Source organism: Actinomyces sp. HMSC08A09, from assembly GCF_001807465.1.
Lineage (GTDB): Bacteria > Actinomycetota > Actinomycetes > Actinomycetales > Actinomycetaceae > Actinomyces > Actinomyces oris.
The window spans coordinates 179,539-204,275 of sequence record NZ_KV789133.1 but is presented as its reverse complement, the minus strand read 5'-3'; the positions used below and the strand labels follow the sequence as shown (position 1 = coordinate 204,275).

Here is a 24,737-nt window from a genome sequence, read left to right as displayed (position 1 = left end):
GGCTCGCCCACTAGCATGGAGCCATGAGTGAGACCTCTCGACACCGTGCCGGCGACTCCGCGGAGCTCAGCAGGGCGCTGAGCGAGGGCCCCTTAGTGACTGAGGGCCCCGGCCTGCTGGTCATGGACGTGGACTCCACCCTCATCGAGCAGGAGGTCATCGAGCTCATCGCCGAGCGCGCCGGAACCCACGCGCTGGTCGCCAAGGTCACGGCCCGGGCGATGCGCGGCGAGCTGGACTTCGCGGCCTCCCTGCGCGAGCGGGTGGCGACGCTGGCCGGTGTCCCCCAGGGGGTCTTCGCGGAGGTCCTGGCCGAGGTTCGCCCCACTCAGGGCGCGGCCGAGCTCATTGAGGCGCTGCACGCACGCGGCTGCCGGGTAGGGGTCGTCTCGGGAGGTTTCGAGGAGGTCGTGGTGCCTCTGGCCGAGCGGCTGGGCATCGACCACGTGGCGGCCAACCGCCTGGAGGTGGTCGAGGGCCGTCTCACCGGCCGAGTGATGGGGCGGATCGTGGACCGTCAGGAGAAGGTCCGCTGCCTGATCGCCTGGGCCCAGCAGGACGGTGTGCCCATGGAGCGCACCATTGCAGTGGGTGACGGGGCCAACGACCTGGGCATGCTGGAGGCCGCGGGGCTGGGGGTGGCGTTCTGCGCCAAGCCGGTGGTCGTTGAGCAGGCCGACGCGGCCATCCACGTGCGTGACCTGCGTGCCGTCCTGCAGCTGATCGGGGGTTGACCGGCTGCGGTTTCGGGGAGGTCCGGCCTCAGTCGCGCTTGCGGGCGGTGAAGATCTCCCGGATGCGGGCGCCCTTGGGCTCCAGGTCCGCCCAGGTGCCGGGGACATCAATGATGACGGCGGTGGCCGTGGGCACCCCGAAGGAGATCTGGGAGGCAAGGTCGTCGTCGGTGTCGTGGAGGATGTGGGCGAGCACGGAGATCGTGGGCTCGTGGCCGACGACGACGACCGTCCTGGCGTCAGCACCATCCTCGGCCAGGACCTTGAGGATGCCGTTGGGGCCCAGGTTGTAGATCTCCTCGCGCACGAGGGTGTCCGTGGGCTCGAGGCGGTCGCGGATGGGGCGGGCGGTCTCGCGGGCCCGGGCCGCCGGGGAGACCAGGAGCAGGTCGGTGGTCTCCAGGCGCTTGCGCAGCTCTTTGGCCAGCAGGCCGGCCAGGGCGGTGCCCTTGGGGGTCAGAGGACGTTCCAGGTCGGTGACGGCGTCGTGAGAGGCCTTGGAGTGTCGGACGAGCACGAGCCGGCGCATGGGATCCGTTGTCACGTCTCTACCCTACGGCACCACGGCGCTGCTCGGATACGGTCCCGACGACGTCTCGCGCCCCGCCGTGCGCCTAGCGCCCCATGCCCAGGCCGCCGTCGACGCCGAGGATCGCGCCAGTGACGTAGGCGGCCGCGGGTGAGGCCAGGAAGAGGACGGGGCCGGCGATGTCGGTGACGTCGGCGAAGCGCCCCAGGGGGATCTGCTCGAGGTAGGCGGTGCGGATGTGGTCGGGCAGAGAGGCGGTCATCGCCGTGGTGACGAAGCCGGGGGCGACGGCGTTGACGGTGATGCCGCGCGGTGCGAGCTCGCGGGCCAGGGAGCGGGTCAGTCCCTCCACACCGCCCTTGGCGGCGCCGTAGGCCGACAGGCCCACGCCTCCGCGTGCGGCGATGGCCGAGGAGACCAGGACGATGCGCCCCTTGCGGGCCCGCATCATGGCTGGTGTCACGGCGCGCACGGTGTTGAAGGTGCCGGTCAGGTCCGCGGAGATGACTTCGTCCCACATCTGGGAGGAGGTGCGGGCCGCCAGTGACTCCCGGTTGATGCCGGCCGAGGCCACGAGGACCTCGATGGGGCCGTGCGCCTCGGTGGCGGAGGCCAGGGCGTCGGCCAGGGCGTCGGGGTCGGTGACGTCGGCGGCCAGGGCCAGGGCGCCGTCGGGGGCCTCACCGGAGCGGGAGATGCCCGCCACCCGGTCGCCCTGTGCCAGGAACGCCTTCGTAACCGCCTCCCCGATTCCCCGGGAGGCTCCGGTCACGACGACGGAACGTGATATCGACGGCTCGGTCTCTTCGTTCATCAGCACAAGCACACAAGGTAACGCGCATCAGCACTCGCCATCAGCGATTCGTCATACGCTGATACTGATCCCTCCCTGTTACTTCCTTCACAAGTGGTCTATACCTGTGTCTCTTCGGGGTCGCAGGGCAGGGCCCGGTCACGGCCCTGACACCCGCCGTGTGTCAGCATGTCGGGGTGACGATGAGTGAGACCTCCCCCCGCCTCCCCCACGCCTGCGCCTCGGGCCGAACGCCCGCGCCGCTGCGCATCGGGCCACTGGTGGTCCCCACCCTGGTCGAGCTCGCCCCCATGGCCGGAGTCACCAACGCCTCCTTCCGCCGCCTGTGCCGGGAGATGGCTGAGGCGGCCCTGCCGGAGTCGCTGAGGCCCTCCTGTCCCGGTCCGCTGCCCACGCCTGACGGCGGCCTGCTGGCCCCGGCGGGCCTGTACGTCACGGAGATGGTCACCACCCGCGCCCTGGTGGAGCGCAACGAGCGCACTCTGGCGATGGTGCGCACCGATCCGGCTGAGAGGGTGCGTTCCATCCAGCTCTACGGGGTCGATCCGGCCACGGTGGGGGCCGCGGTGCGGATCCTGGTGGAGGAGGATCTGGCCGACCACATCGACTTGAACTTCGGCTGCCCGGTCCCCAAGGTGACCCGCAAGGGCGGCGGGGCGGCGCTGCCGTGGAAGCGTGACCTGCTGGCGGCGATCCTTACCGAGGCGGTGCGCGCCAGTGAGGCCGCTGTTCGCGCCGTCGGGCGGGCGCGGCAGGTGCCGGTGACCATGAAGATGCGCCTGGGCATCGACGAGGAGCACGAGACCTTCCTCGACGCCGCCCGAGCCGCCGACAACGCCGGGATCGCGGCCGTGGCCCTGCACGCCCGCAGCGCGCGCCAGCACTACTCGGGCCAGGCCCGCTGGAAGGAGATCGCCCGGCTCAAGGAGGCCACCGACCTGCCGGTGCTCGGCAACGGGGACGTCTGGCTGGGCGACGACGCGGTGCGCATGATGGAGGCCACCGGCTGCGACGGCGTCGTCGTGGGCCGCGGCTGCCAGGGACGGCCCTGGCTGTTCGCCGACATCGTGTCGGCCATGCACGGCTCGCCTGCGCGCACCCGCCCGGACCTGGACGCCGTCATCGAGGTCATCCGTCGCCACGGGCGAATGCTGGCCGAGGAGATGGGTGAGGACCGAGGGGTGCGCGACCTGCGCAAGCACGTGGGCTGGTACCTCAAGGGCTACCCGGTCGGCGGCGCGGCGCGCGCTGACCTCATGGGGATCCGGAGCCTGGACGAGCTCGACGCAGGCCTGGCGCGGATGCGCTCGCGCCTGCCCGAGGTCGTGGACTACCCCGGCGACATCGTCGAGGGCCCCCGAGGGCGGGCCGGCAGCCCCAAGACTCCCCGTCTTCCCGACGGCTGGCTGGACTCCCCCACCCTGGACGCGGCCCACCGCGAGATGCTCAGCCAGGCCGAGTCCGACGTCTCCGGCGGCTGAGACGGCGGCCCGCCGGGTCCTTGAGGCCGGTCATCGGCTGCTCGTCTACTCGTCGAGGACCGGGGTGACGCGGCACAGGGCCGCCGCGATCGCCGTGGTCGCCGGGATCGCCAGGACCAGGCCGATGGAGGAGATGAGGGTGCGCACGATCTCCTCGGCGATCTCACCCGAGAGCATCGTGTCCAGCACGGCCCGGTCCATGAGGGCGGCGGCCAGGATGAGGGGCAGCGCCGTGCCCGCGTAGGCGAAGGCCAGGGTGTAGACCGTTGAGGCGATGTGGTCCCGACCGATCCTCATCCCGCCGGTGAACAGGCGTGTGCGCGACAGCAGCGGGTTGGCGGCGTGCAGCTCCCACACCGAGGAGGCCTGGGTGATGGTGACGTCGTTGAGGACGCCGAGCCCGGCGATGACCATGCCGCAGGTCAGCAGCGTCTGCAGATCGATATGCGTGCGCGAGGCCAGCAGACGAGCGGTCTCGTCAACATCGCCGGTCAGGTGGGCGGCGTCGGTCCCCCACAGGGCCAGCAGCACGGTCAGCACGATGCCGGCCACCGTTCCCAGCAGGGCGGTCGTGGTGCGGATGGACACGCCGTGGGCCACGTAGACGGCCGCCAGCATCATCGCCATCGATCCGACCAGGGTCACCGCCAGCGGGTGGGAGCCGGACAGGAGCGCCGGGATCATGAAGAAGGCGAGTACGCCGGTGGCCACCAGCAGGCCCAGGACGCTCAGGACGCCCTTGCGCCCGGCCACGGCGACGACGAGCACGAGGTAGACGACCGCCAGGGCGCCGACCGGGAGCTGGCGCTGGTAGTCGATGAAGGAGTAGGGGGAGCCGGACAGGATGGCCTGGGGCGAGTAGAGGACGACGAGCCGGTCACCGGCGTGGGCGAGCTTGCGGGGCTCACCCACCAGCTGGACCGGCATGACCAGGCCCTTGCCCTCCCCCTCGGTGATGCGGGCGCACACGTGGCCCTTGGCGAACTCCTCCGGTTTGACGCCGTTGACCTCCGTCAGGGCGCTCACCGAGCTCTGACAGCCCGACAGGTCCGTGGAGGTGATGGTGGCCTTGCCCACCGAGCCGCCCTCGGCAGTGAAGGAGCGCGAGCCGATGAGTGAGCTCTTGCCGGGCCAGAGCACGAACAGCCCGACGACGGTGGCCAGGACCAGGGCGCCGACGATGGCACCGAGCACGATCCGCACCCGGCGGACCTCCCCCGCATCCAGGTCCAGGGGCCCGGAGTGGGAGTGACTGTGGCCGCTGCTGCTGTGACGGCCGTGGCCCTTGCTGTCCTGCCCCGCCTCGGCCGGCGGCTCGGGAAGGCTCTCGGTTGGGACGGGCTCGTTGCTCGGGGAGGTCGAGTTGGTGCTCACCGTCCCATCATGCCCGCCCCGTGTCCCTGAGGTGAGCCAGGGACACGGGGCGGGACCCGGATGGTGGCCGGGCCGGCGAGACTTCAGTGAGGCTGCCGGCCTGCTCGGTGCTGGTCAGCAGCCGATGAGGCGCTCAGCCAGGTAGCGCTCGACGCCCTCGAGCGGGATGCGCTCCTGGGTCATCGTGTCGCGCTCGCGCACGGTGACGGCCCCGTCCTCGGGCGAATCGAAGTCGTAGGTCAGGCAGAAGGGCGTGCCGACCTCGTCCTGGCGGCGGTAGCGACGGCCGACCGCGCCGGCGTCGTCGTACTCCACGTTCCAGGAGCGGCGCAGGCGGGCGGCCAGTTCCTTGGCCGGCCCGGTCAGCTCCTCCTTGCGGCTCAGCGGCAGGACGGCCGCCTTGACCGGGGCGATGCGCGCGTCGAGCTTGAGCACGATGCGCTTGTCCACCCCGCCCTTGGTGTTGGGGGCCTCGTCCTCGGTGTAGGCCTCCACGAGGAAGGCCATGAGCGAGCGGGTCAGACCGGCGGAGGGCTCGATGACGTAGGGGGTCCAGCGCTCGGAGCGGGTCTGGTCGAAGTAGGACATGTCCTTGCCGGAGTGCTCGGCGTGGGTGGACAGGTCGAAGTCGGTGCGGTTGGCGATGCCCTCGAGCTCGCCCCACTCCGAGCCGGCGAAGCCGAAGCGGTACTCCAGGTCCACGGTGCGCTTGGAGTAGTGGGAGAGCTTCTCGGCGGGGTGCTCATACAGGCGCAGGTTGTCCTCGCTGATGCCCAGGTCGGTGTACCAGGCCTTGCGGTAGTCGATCCAGTACTGGTGCCACTCCTCGTCGGTGCCCGGCTCGCAGAAGAACTCCAGCTCCATCTGCTCGAACTCGCGGGTGCGGAAGATGAAGTTTCCCGGCGTGATCTCGTTGCGGAAGGACTTGCCCACCTGGCCGATGCCGAAGGGCGGCTTCTTGCGGGCCGCGCTCATGACGTTGGCGAAGTTGATGAAGATGCCCTGGGCGGTCTCGGGGCGCAGGTAGTGCAGGCCGGACTCGTCGTCGACCGGCCCGAGGTAGGTCTTGAGCAGGCCGGAGAACTCGCGCGGCTCGGTCCAGGAGCCCGGCTGGCCGGTGACCGGGTCGGGAACCATGTCGAGGGTGACGTTCTCGGGGTCGAGGCCCTTGCGGGCGGCGTAGTCCTCGATGAGCTGGTCGGCGCGGTAGCGCTTGTGGGTGTGCAGGGACTCCACGAGCGGGTCGGTGAAGGCGCCGACGTGACCGGAGGCGACCCAGGTCTCACGCGGCAGGATGACGGAGGAGTCCAGTCCGACGACGTCGTCGCGCGAGCGGACCATGTACTGCCACCACTGGCGCTTGATGTTCTCCTTGAGCTCGACGCCCAGCGGCCCGTAGTCCCAGGCCGAGCGGGTTCCGCCGTAGATCTCGCCGCAGGGGAAGACGAAGCCGCGCCGCTTGGCGAGGTTGATGACGGCGTCGAGGCGTGAAGGGGTGGATGCCAACGGATGCTCCTTCAGGAGTGGTCGTGGTCCCGCCTGGTTGGTGGGGACGAGTGGTGACAGTCTAGGCGGACAGGGGTCGAGCGTCGGTGAGGGGCCCGTCGCACCACCGACGCGCACATGCGCCCGGGAGGCCCTGCCGACTGCCGCCCAAACCGGCTCTCAGCAGCGCACACGCGGGCTCGCCCCGAGTTTGACGCAGGACCGACAGAGTATGAGAATGATTCGCATGAATGTTTCACAGGCTCGTTCCCGTCGTCTCCACCGCGTCGTGGCGCTCGGAGCCACCCTGATGCTGGCTGCCGGCATGAGCGCGTGCAGCGCCCTGAAGGGCGAGAGCTCATCAGACGCCTCGGCGCCGCACACGATCGCCCCGGGCAAGACCCTGACGGTCTCCACGTCCTTCTACCCGATCCAGTACCTGGCCGAGTCCATTGGCGGCAAGATCGTCAAGGTCTCCACCGTGACCCCCTCCAATGTCGAGCCGCACGACTTCGAGCTCTCCGGCAAGGAGACCGCCGAGCTGGGCAAGGCCGACATCATCGCCTACGTCCCCGGCTTCCAGCCCTCCCTGGACAAGGCCGTCAAGGAGGTCGGCTCCGGCCCCACCGTGGTGGACCTGAGCAAGCCGGCCAACCTCGTCCACCACGAGGGGGTTGAGGAGGAGCACGAGCACGGCGAGGAGGCCACCGACGGCGCCTCGGCCAGTGCCGCCGCCACCGCACAGGCCAGCGAGGCCGAGCACGACGAGCACGGCCACGACGAGCACGCCGAGGGCGGTGAGGGGCACGATGGCGACCTCGACCCGCACTTCTGGCTCGACCCGGACCGCATGATCAAGGTGGCCGAGACCCTTGAGGCCTCCTTCGCCAAGATCGACCCGGCCAACGCCAACGACTACAAGGCGGGCCTGGACAAGCTCAAGACGGCGCTGACCGGAGTGGACAACCAGTACAAGCAGGGCTTGACCAGCTGCCAGCACAAAACCTTCATCACCTCCCACGCCGCCTTCGGCTACATGGCCGACCGCTACGGCCTGACCCAGGCCTCCATCTCCGGCATCGACCCGGAGACCGAGCCCAGCCCCGCCGAGATGGCCAACATCAAGTCGGTGGTCGAGAAGACGGGGGTCAAGACGATCTTCACCGAGGAGCTGGTCTCCGACGCCCCCGCCAAGGCGATCGCCGCGGAGACCGGGGCGGAGACGAGCGTTCTCAGTCCCCTGGAGTCCAAGCCCGAGCGGGGCGATTACACCGACGCCATGACCACCAACCTGGAGCGGCTCAAGTCCGCCATGGTGTGCAAGTAGCCTCAGGGCCCGGCCGCCGAGCCCGGGTTCCCGAGCAGATGACGCCCCCTCAGATTGGCATGATCGCAACCGTATGACCTCATCATCTCCACCTTCACCAGCGTCTGTGACGACGCCGTCCGGTTCCCCCCGGGCGGCGTCGTCCGCGCTCGCCATCAAGGTCCGTGAGCTCAGCGTCGTCCTGGGCTCCTCCCTCATCCTGGACGACGTGAGCCTGGCCGTGGGCGGCGGGGAGTCCGTGGCGATCCTGGGCGCCAACGGCTCGGGCAAGTCCACCCTCGTCAAGGCCGTTCTGGGGCTGGTGCCCCTGTCCGGCGGCAGCATCGAGCTCCTGGGCGCCCCCACCTCGCGCCGGCACAGGGTCCCCTGGGAGCGGGTCGGCTACGTCCCTCAGCGGATCGGTGCCGGTTCAGGCGTCCCGGCCACCGCCCTGGAGGTGGTGCGCTCCGGGCTCCTGGGGCCGCGCCGTCCCTGGGCTGATCGGGGCCGGGCCGCCAAACGCAAGGCCATGGCAGCCCTCGACGCCGTCGGGCTGGCCCACCGGGCTGCGGACCACGTCCAGGTCTTCTCCGGCGGGCAGGCCCAGCGGGTCCTCATCGCCCGGGCCCTGGTCCGCTCTCCCGAGCTGCTCATCCTCGATGAGCCCCTGGCCGGCATCGACCGCGCCAGCCGCGAGTCCCTGGCCGAGATCCTTCAGGGGCTGCGCGCGCAGGGGCTGACCCTGGTGACGGTTCTGCACGAGATGGGTGAGCTCGCCGACGTCGTCCAGCGGGCGATCCTCCTGCAAGACGGCCGGCTCGTCGCCGACGGCCCGGCCGGCGAGGTCGCTCACCTGCGCGACAGCGGGACCGGTGCACCCCAGGGCGACCCGCTCCGCGCCCACTCCGACTACGGCGCCGACGGCGACCACCACCCGGACGCCGGCGGCCCTCCGGCCCACCACGCCCCCGTCCTCGACCATCGGCTGCCTGACACGCGCCCTCATTCCGGTAGGAGTACCCGCCCATGATCGAGTTCGTCTCCGACATGCTTGCCAGTCCCCTCATCCAGCGGGCCTTCATCGTGGCGGTCCTGGTGGGGCTGGCCGCCCCTGTGGTGGGCACCTACCTGGTTCAGCGGGGTCTGGCGCTGCTGGGCGACGGGATCGGGCACATCGCCCTGACCGGGATCGCCCTGGGCTGGCTGGCCGGGGCCGCCGCCAACGTCACTCCTCACGACGCCTGGGCCGTGCCCGGGGCGATTCTCATCAGCGTGCTGGGAGCCGTGATGATCGAGGTCATCCGTGCCAACGGCCGAACTCGGGGAGACGTGGCCCTGGCGATCCTGTTCTACGGGGGCATCGCCGGGGGCGTCATCCTCATTCGCGTCGCCGGTGGGACGACGACGAACCTCAACTCCTATCTGTTCGGCTCGATCTCCACGGTCTCGGTCTCCGACGCCTGGTTCACCATCGCCCTGGCCACCCTGGTGCTCCTGGTGGGGCTGGGGCTGCGCGGCCCGCTGTTCGCACTGTGCCACGACGAGGAGTTCGCCCACGCCTGCGGCCTGCCCACCGGAGCCCTCAACGTGCTGGTCGCGGTGGTGGCGGCACTGACGGTCTCGGTGTCCATGCGGGTGGTGGGGGCGCTGCTGGTCTCGGCGGTCATGATCGTGCCGGTGGCCATTGCTCAGCTCGTGTCGCACTCCTTCGCCCGCACCATGTACCTGGCGATGGGGCTGGGCGTGGTGGCCTGCGTGTCGGGTCTGACGATCACCTACCTGGTGGCGGCCTCTCCCGGCGCCATGATCGTGGTACTCCTAGTGGGGGGCTACGCCGTCGTCGCCCTCCTGTCCGGACTGCTGCAGCTCGTCAGCCGCTCGCGACGGCACCACATCACCTCAGGAGGCAGATCATGAGCGCAAGCAGCACGGCGCAGCGTCCCCGCGCCACGCGCCAGCGCGCCGCCGTCGCCGACATCCTCGCCCGCACTGACGAGTTCCGCTCGGCCCAGCAGATCCATGCCGCCCTGGAGGCCGAGGGCACCAAGGTGGGCCTGGCCACCGTCTACCGCAACCTGCAGACGCTGGCGGAATCCGGTGCGGTGGACCAGGTGCGCAGCGCCGAGGGTGAGGTCCTCTACCGGGCCTGCGAGGAGCAGGAGCACCACCACCACATCGTGTGCCGCCGCTGCGGCTACACCGTGGAGGTTTCCGGCGGCGGGCTGGAGGAGTGGATTCAGCGGGTCTCGGCCCGGCAGGGCTTCACCCAGATGGAGCACACGGCGGAGTTCTTCGGCCTGTGCGCCACGTGCTCGGCCCAGGACTCCTCACAGGACTGAGTAGGTCTGATCGCCCCGGTGTCCGAGCCGGGTTGTGCCAGGCGGCTGGCTACTGCCCGTCGTGGCGCGGTGACTCGTCAGCCTCGTCGTCCTCCGGGTCCTCGGCGCCGGCGGGTTCCTCGTGCAGCACCTTGTCCACGGCGCCGCCGTAGCGGCGCTCGCGCCCGGCGTAGGCCTCGCAGGCCTTCCACAGCTCGGTGCGGTTGAAGTCGGGCCAGGCCAGGGGTGAGAAGTAGAGCTCGGCGTAGGAGGAGGACCACATGAGGAAGTTGGAGGTGCGCTGCTCGTCGCCGGTGCGGATGAACAGGTCCACGTCCCGCATGGTGGGTGAGTAGAGGTAACGCTGGATGGTCTTCTCGTTGATGGAGGAGGCCTTGAGGCGGCCGGCGGCGACGTCCTCGGCGATGGCCCGGGTGGCGTCGGCGATCTCGGCCCGCCCGCCGTAGTTGATGCACAGGTTGAGGGTGAGGCCCGTGTTGTGCGCGGTGACGCGCTCGGCCTCACGCAGCTCGTGCAGGACGGACTTCCACAGGCGCGGGGTGCGTCCGATCCAGCGCAGCCTGACGTTCCAGGAGTTGAGGACATCGCGCTGGACGCGCAGGACCTTGCGGGCGAAGCCCATGATGAAGCGGACCTCGCCGGGTGAGCGCCGCCAGTTCTCGGTGGAGAAGGCGTAGACGCTCAGCTCCTTGACACCGATCTCGATGGCGCCGGCGGCGACGTCGAGCATATTGGCCTCCCCCACCCGGTGGCCCTCGGTGCGGGGCAGGCCGCGGGCGTTGGCCCAGCGCCCGTTGCCGTCCATGACGACGGCGACGTGCTGGGGCAGGGAGGCGGCCGGCAGCACGGGTGGGGTCAGGCCGGGCCGGTGCAGGGGCGGGGCGGCCTCGACCGTCATGTCTCTGGCGACATCTGTCATGGTTATGCCCTTTCCACCAGTGCGAGGGAGCGCAGGCGCCGCTCCAGGTACCAGGTCGTGTAGGCCGAGACGAGTCCGGAGGCCTGGGAGCGCTCGCGCTGGCCGGAGGCGTCGGCCACGGCCCAGTCGCCGGAGAGCAGGGCACCCAGGAGCGCCATCGTGGATGGCTCGACCTCGACGGCGCCGGCCGAGCGGCAGGACTCGCACACCGCGCCACCGGCCTGGATGTGGAAGGCCCGGTGGGGTCCGGGGGCGCCGCACAGGGCGCAGTCGTAGCACGAGGGCGCCCAGCCCCCCAGGGCCAGGGCCCGCAGCAGGTAGGAGTCCAGGATGAGCCCGGGGGCGTGGCGGCGGTGGGACATGGCGGCCAGGGCCCCGGCCAGCAGCAGGTACTGCTGGGGGCTGGCCTCGGTGCCCAGGTCTCCGTCGTCGGCACTGAGGCGCTCAGCGGTCTCCACCATGGTCGAGGCGCAGGTGAACATGGCGTAGTCGGCGCTCACGACTCGGCCGAAGGGGTCGATAATCTCTGCCTGGGTGACGACGTCGAGGGTGCGCCCGGCGTGGAGCTGGACGTCGGTCATGGAGAAGGGCTCCAGGCGGGCACCGAAGCGAGAGGTGGTGCGGCGCACCCCCTTGGCCACGGCGCGCACCTGTCCGTGGTGGCGGGTGAGCATCACGATGATGCGGTCGGCCTCGCCCAGCTTGTAGGTGCGCAGGATGATCGCCTCATCCCGGTACAGCCTGCTCGTCACGGGCGCAGTCTCTCACGCCCTCTCAGCGCAGGGCCCGATTGATGGCGGAGATGACGGCCTTGAAGGAGGAGGTGGTGATGGAGGGGTCGATGCCCACGCCCCACAGGACCTGGCCGTCGACCTCGCACTCGACGTAGCTGGCGGCCTTCGCGTCGCGTCCCTCGCTCAGGGCGTGCTCGACGTAGTCGAGGATCCGCACGCTCAGGCCCGTGCTCTCAAGGGCGGTGACGAAGGCGTCCAGGGGACCGTTGCCGGAGGCGGTCAGGTGCTTCTCCTCCCCGCCGTCGACCAGGGTGACGGTGAGGGTGGAGTCCTCGTCATCACCGGTGGAGGTCAGGGTGGCCCCACGCAGCTCGAAGCGGCCCCAGCGGCTGAGCTCGGCCTCGGGGGCGGCCGCGGCGGGCAGGTACTCGTCGGCGAAGATCGACCACAGGCGGTCGCCGTCGACCTCGCCGCCGTAGGTGTCGGTGTGGCGCTGGATGATGCGGGAGAACTCGATCTGGAGGCGGCGCGGCAGCTCGAGCTTGCGGGTGGTGCCCAGCAGGTAGGCGACCCCGCCCTTGCCGGACTGGGAGTTGACGCGCACGACGGCCTCGTAGGAGCGGCCCACATCGTGGGGGTCGATGGGCAGGTAGGGCATGGCCCAGGGGACGGCGATCTGTGCCTCGGCGTCGGTCAGCCCCTCGGCCTGCTTGGCGCTGACCTGAGTGTTGCGCGCCGCGAAGCCCTTCTTGATGGCGTCCTGGTGGGAGCCGGAGAAGGAGGTGTAGACGAGCTCACCGGCATAGGGGGTGCGCGGGGGGACGTCCATACCGGTGGCCCGCTCGACGGTGCGGCGGACCTCGTCGATGTCGGACAGGTCGAGCATGGGGTCCACGCCCTGGCTGAAGAGGTTGAGGGCCAGGGTCACCAAGTCCACGTTGCCGGTGCGCTCGCCGTGGCCGAACAGGCAGCCCTCGACGCGGTCGGCGCCGGCCATGAGGCCGAGCTCGGCGGCGGCCACGCCCGAGCCGCGGTCGTTGTGATTGTGCAGGGACAGGCACACGGACTCACGCCGGGGCAGGTGGCGGCTCATCCACTCGATCTGGTCGGCGTAGACGTTGGGGGTGGCGCGCTCGACGGTGGCGGGCAGGTTGAGGATGATCTCGCGGCCCTCCTCGGGCTCCCACACGTCCATGACGGCCTGGCAGACCTCGAGGCTGTAGTCGAGCTCGGTGTCCACGAAGATCTCCGGGGAGTACTCATAGCCGAAGATCGTGTCCTCGTCGAGGACCTTCTCTGCGCGGGCCATGATCTGGCGGGTGCCGTCGACGGCGAGCTCGCGGATCTGGTCGCGGTCCATGCGGAAGACGACGTTGCGGAACAGGGGCGACAGGGCGTTGTAGAGGTGGACGGTGGCCCGCGGGATGCCGATGCAGGCGTCCAGGGTGCGGTCGATGAGCTCGCCGCGCGACTGGGTGAGCACGGAGATGGTGACGTCCTCGGGGATCGCGCCGTCGTCCACCAGGGAGCGCACGAAGTCGAAGTCGGTCTGGGAGGCGGCTGGGAAGCCGATCTCAATCTCCTTGAAGCCCATGCTCACGAGCAGGTCGAAGATGGCGCGCTTGGCTTGGGGCCCCATGGGCTCGATGAGGGACTGGTTGCCGTCGCGCAGGTCGGTGCTCAGCCAGCGAGGGGCGGCGGTGATGCGCTTGTCCGGCCAGGTGCGGTCGGGCAGGTCGATGGAGACGACGTCGAGGAAGGGCCGGTACTTGGCGAACGGCATACCGGAGGGCTGCTGAGGGGCGGGGCGGGCGTTGCGCATCGGGTTTCTCCTGGGATCAGATGCTTCGTGGTTCCGACGGCGATTCCGGCAGAGGCTGAGGAGCTCTGAGGGAATCCGGGGGCACGATCAAGGACGTGGCCGAGCAGAACGAGTCAGCCGCGGTCGGGGTGCCGGCCTGTCAGGCCCCGCCGCGGCGACTAAGCAGGAGGCTCACCTGGTGGCCTGGAGTCGCTCGCACGCAGTAGACCCTACCCCGATGAAGACCCGTCGTCAGGTAAGGGGGTCGCGTGGGACCGCAGTGTGAGACAGAGGATGAAGGACCTACAACCTCGATCCATACCTCACGTCCTGACGCACACCAACACCATGATGTAGCATCTCTACTACATTCAGTTGCGCTTCTACTCAGGAGGGTTTGTGCGATGGCTCCAGTCATCACCACGGAGAACCTCGAGTTCTCCTACGGGGACACCCCGGTGCTGCGCGGCATCGATCTGTCGGTGGAGGCCGGAGAGGTCGTCTGCCTGCTCGGCCCCAACGGCGTGGGCAAGACGACCCTCGTGGAGAACCTGCTGGGCTCTCTGACCCCGACCAGCGGCAGGGTGCGCGTGCTCGGCACCGATCCGCGCCGGGCGGGCGCCAACTTCTGGGCGAGGGTCGGGCTGGTGCAGCAGAGCTGGACCGACCATTCCAAGTGGAGGGTGAGGGACCAGCTGGAGTGGATCCGCTCGGTCCAGCTGACGGCGGCGAGGCGGGTGAGCAGCGTCGACGAGGTGCTCGACGCCGTCGGCCTCAGCGAGAAGGCCGACTCCCGGCTGTCGAGGCTCTCCGGCGGGCAGCGACGCACCATTGACTTCGCGGCCGCCCTCATGGCTGCGCCCGAGCTCCTCGTCTTGGACGAGCCGACGACCGGACTGGACCCGGTCTCCAAGGCGCGACTGCACGATCTCATTCTGGCCCGGGTCGACGACGACGCCACCATCGTCATGACCACCCACGACCTGGCCGAGGCCGAGCACCTGGCCTCACGCGTGCTCATCATGAACGAGGGACGGATCCTCGCCGACGGCACGGTCACGGCGCTGCGCGAGCGTCTCGATCGCGGCGCTGAAGTCACCTGGGTCCAGGACGGGACCCACCACGTCCACTCCACCCACTGCCCCGAGCGCTTCGTCAAGGAGCTCGACCTCGACGCCATCTCCGGGCTCACCATTACCCGCCCCACCCTGGAGGAGACCTACCTCTCCCTCGTCAGCAAGGAGGCCCACTCATGAGCACTCGCTCTTTTCTGGCAGTTCTACGCGCAGCCCGTCGCCAGGCCGCCTTGGACCTGCGAGCAGGCGTTGTCGGGGCGGGCATCGCATTGCTGGTCTCCGTGAGCGCCATCGTGATCGTCGGCAAGAACAGCCAGGTCGCAACCGCGGCCCACGCGGCCTTCGGCCCGATGTTCCTCGCCGGCAGCATTGGCACGATCAGCTGCTTCATCACCTTTCAGATCGCCGGCGAGGCCTACGTCGACCGCGTCGGTGGCGCCCTGCTGCGGGTGCGCGTCCTGCCCCACGGCCCACTGACGTGGGCGATCGGTAAGACAATGTCCTCAGTCACTCAGACCCTCGTCTTCCAGGGCGCCATTCTTCTCGGGGGCGCACTGTTCGTTGAGGCACTGCCCCTGAGTACGTCCCAGGTGCTGGCATGCCTGCCACTCATGGTGCTGTCGGCCGTTGCGACAGCCCCGCTGGGCTTCCTCGTGGGTGCTTTCGTCCGCGGCGTCTACAGCTTCATGGCCTCCTACCTGCCCATGTTCGCCCTGATCGGAACGAGCGGCTTCTTCATGCCCATGGACCGGCTCCCCTCCTGGGTGCAGGCGGTTCAGCTGGCGCTGCCGACGTACTGGTCGGGGCACCTGACCCGCTGGGCGCTGGTGGGCGACCCCTCGTGGGAGGTGGGCCGAGCCTTCTCACCGGTGCTCGCCGTCGGGGTCCTGACGGTATGGACAGTTCTCGGCTTCGCGGGAGCCTCGTTCATCGTGCGGCGCAGCTTCCGCAAGGAGACAATCGGTAGTCTGGCGCGCATGCAGTCCGCCATTCGTTCCCAATCCGGCCTGTGACGATGTCCGACGACGTCGTCCATAACCGGATCGCGGTCCTGCGCGCCGACCGCCGGGTGAGTCGCCGAGAGCTCGCTGAGGCACTCGGCGTCCACTACCAGACGGTGGGCTACCTCGAGCGCGGGGAGTACGCCCCCTCGCTGCACCTGGCCCTGCGCATTGCCCGCTACTTCGATGTGCCCGTGGAGTCGGTCTTCTCCCTGGAGGAGTTCCCCCGCCTGACGTGAGACACCATCACAAGGAGAGATGCAGGATCAGAGCCTCATTGACCATCTTCATCAGGCCACTGGGTAACCAGCCGACAACCTCGCCGACTCTCTCCACAGCAATCGATCGAACGTGCTCCGCCTGAGCCTTGGAGTCCTTGGGCAAGCCGGTCGCCTCCGAGGGGAGGAAGACCTGAAAGGGAAGAACTCGTGAGGTTGAGCTGGTCAATGGGACCACTGTCACCACACCACGACCAAGGCGCGCGGCCGCCGCATTGGCATGGTCATTACTTACTATGAGCGCAGGTCGACGCTTGTTCGCCTCACTGCCGACAGAAGGATCAAAATCGACAAGGCGGATTTCACCTCGTAGCATCCTCACCTCCATCGATCCCGTCAGCGACCGCACTATCCCAGACGGTTGCATCCTCAGAGGCATCCCAGGAGGACCAGGCCTCAGCGTAAGCATCCTGAAGATCAGCATTTCCGAGCAGGCGGATGGCATTCTGAATACCAGCGGACCTCGACGCCAAACCGTCGCGCTCCACGCATCGGTCCAGCAGAATGAGGTCACTCTCCGACAAACTCACACTTAACTTCATACCTGCATGCTACTCGGGTAGCATCATCAGGGGCAAGGGAGCGACGAGGCTCATCAGGCAACTCGTAATCGGGTGGTGCCCTCCCCCAGATGGGGAGGGCACCACCCGATTACTCGGTTCGACTACGTGTCTTCGCCTGGGCGCAGACCGCCCTACAGGAGGCCCTCGGCCAGGTCCAGCGGGGTGCCGAAGCGGTGGTTGGTGATGGCCACCGCCTGCTCACGCAGGAAGGGCAGCAGCTCGGAGTGCGGGCAGGCCGTGACGGCCCCCGTGTACAGGGCGATGTCGGGGCTTCCACCGGTCACCCGACTGGCGTGGCTCCAGCGGGCGGCGGAGGTCTCCTCACGCGGGCCGAGGATGCGCACGCGCGTTCCCAGCCCGCCGGAGGCGGAGAGCTCGGCCAGGCGGGCGTCCCAGGCGCCCTGGTCCTCGACCGCCACCTGGACGCCGGCGGCCTGCAGCGCGTTCTGCAACGGCTGGGGCAGGCGGTCGGCCACGGACAGGCTGACGAAGCCACCGGCCCGCACACCGGCCGCCATGACGCGCACGATGTCGGCCAGCTCGGTTCCCGCCCCGGCGCGCACAAGCACGTCAGTGGGCCGGTAGCGCAGGACGTTGCGCTCGCAGGCCAGTGCCGTGACGTCACGGTTGACGCCGTAGGCGCTCCGCCAGGCGGAGGCGTCGGCCACCAGGGCGCGGCGCAGCCCGGCCAGGTCGGCCTCGCCCAGCTGGCCGCTGACGGCGTCGCACAGGCTCGCCACGCGCGGATCCAGCGCCGCAGTGCCCTGGTCCGCCAGTTCCTTCACGCCCTGGCCGTCTGCGGGCTCCACGTCCCCCAGTCCCAGCAGGTAGGAGGGGCCGCCGGCCTTCGTCGTCGAGCCGATGGCCGAGCGCTTCCAGCCGCCGAAGGGCTGGCGGCGCACGATGGCCCCGGTGATGCCGCGGTTGACGTAGATGTTGCCGGCCTGGATCGAGTCGAGCCAGACGGCCAGCTCGGCCGCGTCGAGGGTCTGAAGCCCGGAGGTGAGCCCGTAGTCGACGGCGTTGACCGCCTCGATGGCCTCCTCGAGCGTGTCGACCCGCATAACGCCGATGACCGGTGCGAAGTACTCGGTGAGGTGGAACTCGCTGCCGGGCACGACCCCAGCGCGGATACCCGGGGTCCACAGGCCGTCACCGAGGTAACGGGGCTTGAGGACCCAGTGCTCACCGACCCCCAGAGTGGTCAGGCCGCGCACGGCCTTCTCATCGTCGGGCACGACGACGGGCCCCATCTGGGAGTCCAGCGACAGCGGCAGGCGCACCCGCAGGGAGGCAGTGGCGTCCACGAGCTGGCGGGCGATGCGCTCGGACTTGCCGGCCGAGGAGACCAGGACCAGCAGGGAGGAGGCCGAGCACTTCTGGCCGGCGTGGGCGAAGGCCGAGTAGACGGCGTCGCGCACGGCGATGTCGGGGTCGGCCGAGGGAGTGACAATGATGGCGTTCTTGCCGCTGGTCTCCCCCAGCAGGTGCATGTCCGGCTTCCAGGAGCGGAAGAGGCGGGCCGTGTCGTAGGAGCCGGTGAGGACCACGCGGTCGACGTCCTTGTGGGTCACCAGGTGGCGGGAGACCTCCCCGTCCTCCAGCGGGGCGAGCACCACGAGGTCCTCGGGGATTCCGGCGTCGTGGAAGGCGCGCACGAGCTCGGCCGCGCAGCGTCGGGCCGGCGGGGCGGGCTTGAGGATGACGGCGCTGCCGGCCGCCAGGGCCGCGGCCACTCCCCCGGTGGGGATGGCCACAGGGAAGTTCCAGGGCGAGGCGACCACGGTGACGTCCACCGGGGCGAAGCGGGCCCCGACCAGGTACTCCGGGTCGTGCAGGAGCAGCGAGGACTCGGCATAGTGGTGGCAGAAGTCGATGGCCTCACTGACCTCGGGGTCGGACTGGTCGATGGTCTTGCCCGCCTCAGAGCCGGCGACCTCGATGAGCTCGGCGCGCCGGGCGGCCAGGACGTCGCCGACACGGTGCAGGGCGGCGGCCCGCTCCTCCGGGTCCAGGGACTGCCAGACGCCGGCGGCCTCGGCCGTTGAGGCCACCAGGGAGTCCACATCGGCGTTCGTGGCCAGGCGGGCGGCGCCGGCCTCCACCTCGGCCACGCCCCGCGTGGATCCCGGGATGGTTGCAGCGATGTCCCGGGCCCACTGGCGGTTGGCGGCCAGGGCCGGGTCGGAGTCAGCCTCGGAGACGAAGGGCCTCCTGGCGCGCTCGGCGACCGTGCCGGTCTCCTCAGGGATACCCGCCTCCCGCTCGGCGAGCCGGTTCTGGGTGCGGTTGGGCACCGGAACCGGGGCGTCCGGGTCGAGGTCGGACAGGGCCGCCAGGAAGCGGTCGCGCTCGCGGGCGAAGATCTGCTCGTTGCCGGCCAGGTCGAAGACCCCGGACATGAAGTTCTCCGGCGCCGCGTTCTCCTCCAGGCGGCGCACCAGGTAGGAGATGGCGACGTCGAACTCGTGGGGGTCGACGACGGGCACGTACAGCAGGAGGTGTCCGGTGTCGCGGCGCACGACCTCCTGGATGCCGGTGGCCATGCCGGAGAGCATCTCGAACTCGACGCTGTCCTCGACGCCGCGTGCGGCGCGCAGCTCGAAGGCGAAGGCGATGTCGAAGAGGTTCTGGCCGGCCACGCCCAGACGGATGTTGCGGGTGCGCTCGGGCGTCATCGCCCAGGAGAGCATGCGCTTGTAGTTGGTGTCAGTGGCCTGCTTGGAGGGCCAGGTGGTCAGCTCCCAGCCGTGGATCTCGGCGTCGACCTTCTCCATGGACAGGTTGGCGCCCTTGACGATGCGGACCTTGACGCGTGAGCCGCCGGAGGCGACACGCTTGGCGGCCCACTCCTGGAGGCGCTGCATGGCGCCCAGGGAGTCGGGCAGGTAGGCCTGCAGGACGATGCCGGCCTCGTAGCCGCGCATGTCCTCCTGGTCGAGGATCGCGGTGAAGACCGCGATGGTCAGGTCGAGATCCTTGTAGTCCTCCATGTCCAGGTTGAGGAAGGTGCCGTGGTCGCGGGCCAGGCGGTAGAGGGGCAGGAGGGCCTGGACGCCGTGGGCGACGACCTCCTCGAAGCCCCAGGGGTTGTGGGGGCCGGTGACGGCGGAGACCTTGACCGAGACGTAGTCGACGTCCTCGCGGGTGACCAGGCGGGAGACCTCGGCCAGTCGGCGGGAGGCCTCCTTCTCCCCCAGGACGGCCTCGCCCAGGAGGTTGACGTTGAGTCGGTTGCCGCCCTTGCGCAGGCGGGCGAGGGCGGGCCCGAGTCCCTTGTCGGTGGCGTCGACGACGAGGTCGCCGACGATCTCCCGGAAGACTCGCCGGGCGACCGCGGTGACGGTGCGCGGGGCGAGACGGGAGGCGGCCGAACCCAGCCCCATGGCCCCGGCCAGGGCGGGCGGCAGGAAGTCGGTGCGCCCTGCCGACAGGCGCTTGAGGGCGGTGCTGGCGACGTCGAGGTCGGTGGGACGCACGACGTCGTCGACGAAGCGGGTGGTGAAGGTCAGGCCCTCGGGGTCGGAGAGGATGCGGGAAAGGAGCTTGGCTGAGCGCGGTACCGGCTCGGATGCCGACTCGTCAGCCCACCGGCGTGCTCGGGCGACGGCTTTCTCGCCCAGCGCCCACAGGTCGTCGGGGCAGCGGCGTTCTGCGTTACCTGCGTCGGTGCGGGGCTGACTGGGAACGGCGGTGTTCGTCATGCGTGTGGCCTCCAGGTCGATATGACATCGGACCCTCCAAGTGTGCGCTAAGACACCCCGTGTGCGCGACCGATTCGGACACCAAGTCGCGACGTGTCGCAAGTTCCCTTAGTCCTAGATGCCGTCCGCGCCGCTGCGCCGACTGCGTGGGGCAGTTCAGAAGCCGAGGCGAGCCAGGGCTTTGGGGTCGGACTGCCAGTCCTTGGCGGTGCGCACGTGCAGGTCGAGGTAGACCTTGCGTCCCAGCAGCTTCTCGATGCCTTTGCGTGCGGTCACGCCCACCTCCTTGAGGCGCCGTCCGCCCTTGCCGATGATGATGGCCTTCTGGGAGTCGCGCTCGACGACGAGGCTCACGCGCACCTGAAGGCGGCCTCCAACGCCCTTGATACGGCCGACCTCGCGCTCGTCATCGGGGTCGGCAATCTCGTCGACGACGACGGCCAGGGAGTGGGGCAGCTCGTCACGCACGCCCTCAAGGGCGGCCTCGCGCACGAGCTCGGCGATCATGACCTGCTGGGGCTCGTCGGTGATCTCACCGGTGGGGTACAGCGGCGGGGACAGGGGCATGTACTTGAGCAGAACCTCCTCCAGGACGTCGATCTGCTCGTTACGCTGGGCCGAGACAGGGACGATATCGGCCCACTCCCCCAGCTCGCTGACGGCCAGGAGCTGGGCGGCCAGGGCCTCTCGGGTGACGGTGTCGGCCTTGGTGACGACAGCGACCACGGGGGTGCGCAGCTCGGCGAGGTCACGGGTGATGAAGCGGTCGCCGGGGCCGATCTTCTCGTTGGCGGGGATACAGAAGACGACGACATCGACATCGGCGAGGGTCTCGCGCACCAGGTCGTTGAGGCGCTTACCCAGCAGGGTGCGGGGGCGGTGGAGGCCGGGGGTGTCGACCAGGACGATCTGCGCGTTGTCCTTGTGGATGACGCCGCGCACGTTGTGGCGAGTGGTCTGGGGGCGCCCGGAGGTGATGGCGATCTTGGCGCCGACCATGGCGTTGGTGAGGGTGGACTTGCCTGCGTTGGGGCGGCCCACGATGCAGGCGAAGCCGGCGCGGAAGTCCTCAGGGAAGTCGGGGACGACGATCTCGACGCGGGTGGAGTCAGCAGAGTCGTCGCCGGGCTCGTCCTCGCCGTCTTCCTCGTCGTCGGGGTCGGTGAGCGGGTTGGGGCCGTCCATGAGCTCGGCGTCGGTGGGGAAGCGGAAGCCGACCGGGGCGGGGCCGGGCGCGGGCATCTCGAGGGACTCTGCGAGCAGCTCCTCGGGAGTCTCCCCGGGGGCCTGGGGCTGGTCGTCACGGGCTTCGGGGGCGGTCTGGTCGGCGGTGTCAGTCATCAGTGTCCTCTTCGGGGGCGGGGGTGCGCGAGGCGAGAATAGTGGAGACCTGGCGGCGGCGGCCGGTGGCCTCCTCGGCCTGAAGGTGGACGCCCTGGGTGTCTCCGGCGGCGCCGGGCAGGGGGACGCGGCCGATGGCCTTGGTGAGCAGGCCGCCGACGGTGTCGACGTCGTCGTCGTCGATCTCGAGGTCGAAGAGCTCGCCGAGCTCGTCCAGGGCGAGTCGGGCGGGGACGCGGTAGGTGCCGGGGGCGACTTCGACGACCTCGGGCAGCTCGGGGTCGTGCTCGTCGGTGAGCTCGCCAACGACCTCCTCCAGGAGGTCCTCCATGGTGACCAGGCCGGCGGTGCCGCCGTACTCGTCGACGGCCAGGGCCATGTGGAAGCGGCCGGTCTGCATCTCGCGCAGGAGGTCGTCGGCGGGTTTCATCTCGGGGACGTACTCGGCGTCCCGGGCGAATCCGGCCACGGCGAGGGCTTCGTGCTCGGGGTGGGCGGCCAGGCGGCGCAGGACGTCCTTGAGGTAGAGGATGCCGCGCACGTCGTCGGCGTCCTCCCCGATGACGGGGACGCGTGAGTAGCCGGAGCGGATGAACAGGCGCATGGCGGCGGAGGCGGGCTTGTGGGCGTCGATGGTGACCATGTCGGTGCGCGGGACCATGACCTCGCGCACGAGGGTCTGGCCGAGCTCGACGACCGAGCGCATCATCTCGCGGTCCTCGTCCTCGATGGTGTCGGTCTCGCCGATCTCGTCGATCATCTCGCGTAGGTCCTCGTTGACGGCCTCGCGGGTCTCAGCGTCGGTGGGGGCGGACTCGGGGCGGCGGGTGCGGGAGACGAGGCGGCGCTGGGGGGCGGCCAGGACGTCGACCCAGGTGAGCAGGCCGCCCAGGGCGAGCAGGGTGCCGGCGGGGTTGCGCCGGCCGTAGGTGCGTGGGGAGAAGCCGACGACGACGCCCAGCAGGATGATGTTGGCCAGCAGGGCCAGGGCGAGGACCTGCCACCAGGCGCGCACGAGCCCGGAGGCGGCCAGGGTGATGAGGACGGCGGCGAGCATGTCGACGGCGACGCGGGCGACGCTGAGGGCGCCCAGGACCCGGGTGCGGTGCTCGGCCAGGCGGCGGACCCGGGTGGCTCCGCGGCGGCCCTCCTCAACGAGGTCGTCGGCGGCGGCGCGGGTGAAGCGCAGCAGGGCGGACTCGCCGGCTGACAGGAGGGCACCCAGGGCCAGGACGATCACCGCGCAGGCGATGAGCGCGGCGGTGGGGATGCCGGTCACGCGGGGCTCACTTGCCGCGCTCGGCCAGGAAGGTCAGCAGGAGGCGGCGCTGGAGGTCGAACATCTCCTTCTTCTCCTCGGGCTCGGCGTGGTCGTAGCCCAGGAGGTGGAGGATGCCGTGGACGGTGAGCAGGAGCATCTCCTCGACGGCGGAGTGGCCGGCGGCCAGGGCCTGCTTGGCGGCGACCTGCGGGCACAGGACGATGTCGCCCAGGGTGCCGGCGGGGGTGGGTGAGTCGGCTGAGCCGGGGCGCAGCTCGTCCATGGGGAAGCTCATGACGTCGGTGGGGCCGGGCAGGTCGAGCCAGCGCACGTGGAGCTCTTCCATGGGCTCGGGGTCGATGAACATGATGTTGAGCTCGGCGGCGGGGCTGACGTGCATAGCGGTCAGGACGTGGTCGGCGAGGTCCGCGAACTCGGCGGCGTCGATGACGGTGGTGGTCTCGTTGATGACCTCAGTGGTCATGCGGGTTCCTCTCCGAGTAAGGCCGGGCGGGGCGGTTGCTGCTCCCCCGACGGTACTGGCTGTTGCGGCCGCTGCGGCCAGGCGGTCCGGCGGGTCGGGCGGCGGCGTCCTGGGCGGCGACCTCGGCGTCGTGGCGGGCGTAGGCCTCGATGATGCGGCCCACGAGGCGGTGGCGTACGACGTCGGCCGATCCAAGCTCGCAGAAGCTGATGCCGTCGACGCCGGCGAGGATCTTGCGCACGACGATGAGGCCGGACTCGCGTCCGCCGGGCAGGTCGACCTGGGAGATGTCTCCGGTGACGACCATGCGTGAGCCGAAGCCGAGGCGGGTGAGGAACATCTTCATCTGCTCGGGGCTGGTGTTCTGGGCCTCGTCGAGGATGACGAAGGCGTCGTTGAGGGTGCGGCCGCGCATGTAGGCCAGGGGCGCGACCTCGATGGTGCCGGCGGCCATGAGGCGGGGCAGGGCCTCGGGCTCGAGCATGTCGTGGAGGGCGTCGTAGAGGGGCCGCAGGTAGGGGTCGATCTTGTCGGTGAGGCTGCCGGGCAGGAAGCCGAGGTTCTCGCCGGCCTCGACGGCGGGGCGGGTCAGGATGATGCGCGAGACGCGCTTGCGGGCCAGGGCGTCGACGGCCTTGGCCATGGCCAGGTAGGTCTTGCCGGTGCCGGCGGGGCCGATGCCGAAGGTGATGGTCGATTCCTCGATGGCGTCGGTGTAGGCCTTCTGGCCGAGGGACTTGGGGCGGATGGTGCGGCCGTGGGAGGTGAGGATGTCGTCGGTGAGGACCTCGGTGGGGCGGGTGGAGGTCTCCAGCAGGCCGACGGCGCGCTCGACGGCGTCCGCGGTCAGGGGCGTGCCGGTGCGGGCGACGTCGATGAGCTCGGAGAGCAGGACGACGACGGTGTCGACGCGGGCGGCGGGGCCGGAGACGGTGACGGCGGTGCCGCGCACGTGAATGTCGACGTCGGTGAAACCCTTCTCGATGGCACGCAGAACCTCGTCCCGGGCGCCCAGGAGGGTCACCGGGGCGACGTCCTCGGGCAGGGTGAGGGTGCGGACCACGGTGGCGTCGGGGGTGGTGGAAGCGGAGCTGGCAGCAGCCGAGTCGATTGCTGAGACGGCCGGGGATGCGGAACCTGCGGGACTCAAGGGGCTATCGACTGAGGAGGTCATCGCCGGCGAACCGGCTGCTGCGGTGGGCGGTGTCGTCATCACGGTCGATCCTAGATGATCGGCCCCGGAGACGCCGAGGGCACATTAAGCCGTGCTGGCACGCATGCTGCGCCATGACGTCGTCGCTACATTAACTACCACACCCACATCGTCGGCCTCCGCTACAAGGAAGGCCACTCCCAGAGCGACTAGCCTCGGGTTTTCATTGTTGAGGTGTTGAAAGTGGGGTGAAGGTGCTCCTTTTCCTGGGATAATGCGGATTGCTTAGGTCCGTGCATGACCAGGAGAGGAGCACCTTCGTGGTGAAGAATAGCGGGTTGTACCCGTCTGTGGTGGCGG

Annotated in this window: 22 protein-coding genes; 9 read left to right on the top strand and 13 right to left on the bottom strand. The window is 69.9% G+C overall.

What is annotated here, in order from left to right; all coding sequences use genetic code 11:
• The first annotated feature begins 23 nt into the window (after positions 1-23).
• Positions 24-734 carry a phosphoserine phosphatase SerB gene (gene serB, locus HMPREF3165_RS09155; protein WP_070512675.1) on the top strand — a complete coding sequence of 237 codons (711 nt, stop codon included), beginning with the start codon at positions 24-26 and terminating at the stop codon, positions 732-734.
• A gap of 28 nt (positions 735-762) precedes the next feature.
• Here serB and HMPREF3165_RS09150 read toward each other — a convergent pair whose 3' ends face one another.
• Positions 763-1,263, bottom strand: a complete 501-nt coding sequence (locus tag HMPREF3165_RS09150) for a SixA phosphatase family protein (RefSeq protein WP_009406005.1) — start codon at positions 1,261-1,263, stop codon at positions 763-765.
• A gap of 85 nt (positions 1,264-1,348) precedes the next feature.
• The gene (locus HMPREF3165_RS09145; protein WP_176747033.1) at positions 1,349-2,077 is read right to left on the bottom strand and encodes an SDR family oxidoreductase; all 729 of its coding nucleotides are present in this window, start codon (positions 2,075-2,077) and stop codon (positions 1,349-1,351) included.
• A gap of 182 nt (positions 2,078-2,259) precedes the next feature.
• On the opposite strand from HMPREF3165_RS09145, the gene dusB reads away from it, so the two are divergent.
• A complete protein-coding gene (gene dusB, locus HMPREF3165_RS09140) occupies positions 2,260-3,558 on the top strand; it encodes a tRNA dihydrouridine synthase DusB (RefSeq protein WP_141745034.1) in 1,299 nt (432 codons plus the stop codon).
• A 45-nt stretch (positions 3,559-3,603) separates the two neighbouring features.
• On the opposite strand, the gene HMPREF3165_RS09135 is transcribed toward dusB, so the two are convergent.
• Together HMPREF3165_RS09135 and HMPREF3165_RS09130 are read right to left on the bottom strand one after the other, a co-directional pair.
• Positions 3,604-4,932, bottom strand: coding sequence for a YibE/F family protein (locus tag HMPREF3165_RS09135; protein ID WP_070512665.1), 1,329 nt, complete (start codon positions 4,930-4,932; stop codon positions 3,604-3,606).
• Between the two features lie 114 nt (positions 4,933-5,046).
• The gene (locus tag HMPREF3165_RS09130) at positions 5,047-6,438 is read right to left on the bottom strand and encodes a glycine--tRNA ligase (RefSeq protein WP_004565079.1); all 1,392 of its coding nucleotides are present in this window, start codon (positions 6,436-6,438) and stop codon (positions 5,047-5,049) included.
• A 226-nt stretch (positions 6,439-6,664) separates the two neighbouring features.
• Between HMPREF3165_RS09130 and HMPREF3165_RS09125 the strand changes: the two genes are divergently transcribed.
• The 4 genes from HMPREF3165_RS09125 to HMPREF3165_RS09110 all read left to right on the top strand — a co-directional run bounded on the left by HMPREF3165_RS09125 (position 6,665) and on the right by HMPREF3165_RS09110 (position 10,062).
• A complete protein-coding gene (locus tag HMPREF3165_RS09125) occupies positions 6,665-7,744 on the top strand; it encodes a metal ABC transporter substrate-binding protein (RefSeq protein ID WP_070512663.1) in 1,080 nt (359 codons plus the stop codon).
• Between the two features lie 73 nt (positions 7,745-7,817).
• The gene (locus tag HMPREF3165_RS09120; RefSeq protein ID WP_070512661.1) at positions 7,818-8,753 is read left to right on the top strand and encodes a metal ABC transporter ATP-binding protein; all 936 of its coding nucleotides are present in this window, start codon (positions 7,818-7,820) and stop codon (positions 8,751-8,753) included.
• Entirely contained in the window at positions 8,750-9,640 is an 891-nt protein-coding gene (locus tag HMPREF3165_RS09115) for a metal ABC transporter permease (protein WP_004565082.1), read from the top strand. The genes HMPREF3165_RS09120 and HMPREF3165_RS09115 overlap by 4 nt, the downstream gene beginning before the upstream one ends.
• Complete coding sequence (locus tag HMPREF3165_RS09110; protein ID WP_070512659.1) at positions 9,637-10,062, top strand: Fur family transcriptional regulator; 426 nt, start codon at positions 9,637-9,639, stop codon at positions 10,060-10,062. The genes HMPREF3165_RS09115 and HMPREF3165_RS09110 overlap by 4 nt, the downstream gene beginning before the upstream one ends.
• Before the next feature lie 49 nt (positions 10,063-10,111).
• On the opposite strand, the gene uppS is transcribed toward HMPREF3165_RS09110, so the two are convergent.
• The 3 genes from uppS to leuA are packed head-to-tail and all read right to left on the bottom strand — an operon-like array spanning position 10,112 to position 13,537.
• Positions 10,112-10,981 (bottom strand): polyprenyl diphosphate synthase, encoded by an 870-nt coding sequence (uppS, locus tag HMPREF3165_RS09105; protein ID WP_070512657.1) that lies wholly within the window; start codon positions 10,979-10,981, stop codon positions 10,112-10,114.
• A 2-nt stretch (positions 10,982-10,983) separates the two neighbouring features.
• The gene (gene recO, locus HMPREF3165_RS09100; RefSeq protein ID WP_010615051.1) at positions 10,984-11,733 is read right to left on the bottom strand and encodes a DNA repair protein RecO; all 750 of its coding nucleotides are present in this window, start codon (positions 11,731-11,733) and stop codon (positions 10,984-10,986) included.
• Positions 11,734-11,755: 22 nt separating this feature from the next.
• Entirely contained in the window at positions 11,756-13,537 is a 1,782-nt protein-coding gene (leuA, locus tag HMPREF3165_RS09095) for a 2-isopropylmalate synthase (protein WP_070512654.1), read from the bottom strand.
• Positions 13,538-13,920: 383 nt separating this feature from the next.
• Here leuA and HMPREF3165_RS09090 point away from each other — a divergent pair, with 383 nt between their 5' ends.
• Genes HMPREF3165_RS09090 through HMPREF3165_RS09080 form a run of 3 tightly spaced genes read left to right on the top strand, consistent with a single transcriptional unit; the run spans position 13,921 to position 15,832 of the window.
• The gene (locus HMPREF3165_RS09090; protein ID WP_070512651.1) at positions 13,921-14,772 is read left to right on the top strand and encodes an ABC transporter ATP-binding protein; all 852 of its coding nucleotides are present in this window, start codon (positions 13,921-13,923) and stop codon (positions 14,770-14,772) included.
• Positions 14,769-15,605: an ABC transporter permease gene (locus HMPREF3165_RS09085; RefSeq protein WP_070512649.1), complete on the top strand. Its 837-nt coding sequence runs from the start codon at positions 14,769-14,771 to the stop codon at positions 15,603-15,605. The genes HMPREF3165_RS09090 and HMPREF3165_RS09085 overlap by 4 nt, the downstream gene beginning before the upstream one ends.
• Before the next feature lie 2 nt (positions 15,606-15,607).
• Entirely contained in the window at positions 15,608-15,832 is a 225-nt protein-coding gene (locus tag HMPREF3165_RS09080; protein WP_020991564.1) for a helix-turn-helix transcriptional regulator, read from the top strand.
• A gap of 7 nt (positions 15,833-15,839) precedes the next feature.
• On the opposite strand, the gene HMPREF3165_RS09075 is transcribed toward HMPREF3165_RS09080, so the two are convergent.
• From HMPREF3165_RS09075 to HMPREF3165_RS09050, 6 genes are all read right to left on the bottom strand, one after another.
• Complete coding sequence (locus HMPREF3165_RS09075; RefSeq protein WP_009406067.1) at positions 15,840-16,187, bottom strand: type II toxin-antitoxin system PemK/MazF family toxin; 348 nt, start codon at positions 16,185-16,187, stop codon at positions 15,840-15,842.
• A gap of 378 nt (positions 16,188-16,565) precedes the next feature.
• A complete protein-coding gene (locus HMPREF3165_RS09070; RefSeq protein WP_070512645.1) occupies positions 16,566-20,138 on the bottom strand; it encodes a bifunctional proline dehydrogenase/L-glutamate gamma-semialdehyde dehydrogenase in 3,573 nt (1,190 codons plus the stop codon).
• A 156-nt stretch (positions 20,139-20,294) separates the two neighbouring features.
• Complete coding sequence (gene era, locus HMPREF3165_RS09065; RefSeq protein ID WP_070512642.1) at positions 20,295-21,479, bottom strand: GTPase Era; 1,185 nt, start codon at positions 21,477-21,479, stop codon at positions 20,295-20,297.
• A complete protein-coding gene (locus tag HMPREF3165_RS09060; protein ID WP_070512640.1) occupies positions 21,472-22,758 on the bottom strand; it encodes a hemolysin family protein in 1,287 nt (428 codons plus the stop codon). The genes era and HMPREF3165_RS09060 overlap by 8 nt, the downstream gene beginning before the upstream one ends.
• A gap of 7 nt (positions 22,759-22,765) precedes the next feature.
• Entirely contained in the window at positions 22,766-23,224 is a 459-nt protein-coding gene (gene ybeY, locus HMPREF3165_RS09055) for an rRNA maturation RNase YbeY (RefSeq protein WP_009233916.1), read from the bottom strand.
• Positions 23,214-24,287, bottom strand: a complete 1,074-nt coding sequence (locus tag HMPREF3165_RS09050; RefSeq protein ID WP_070512721.1) for a PhoH family protein — start codon at positions 24,285-24,287, stop codon at positions 23,214-23,216. The genes ybeY and HMPREF3165_RS09050 overlap by 11 nt, the downstream gene beginning before the upstream one ends.
• Between the last annotated feature and the right edge of the window lie 450 nt (positions 24,288-24,737).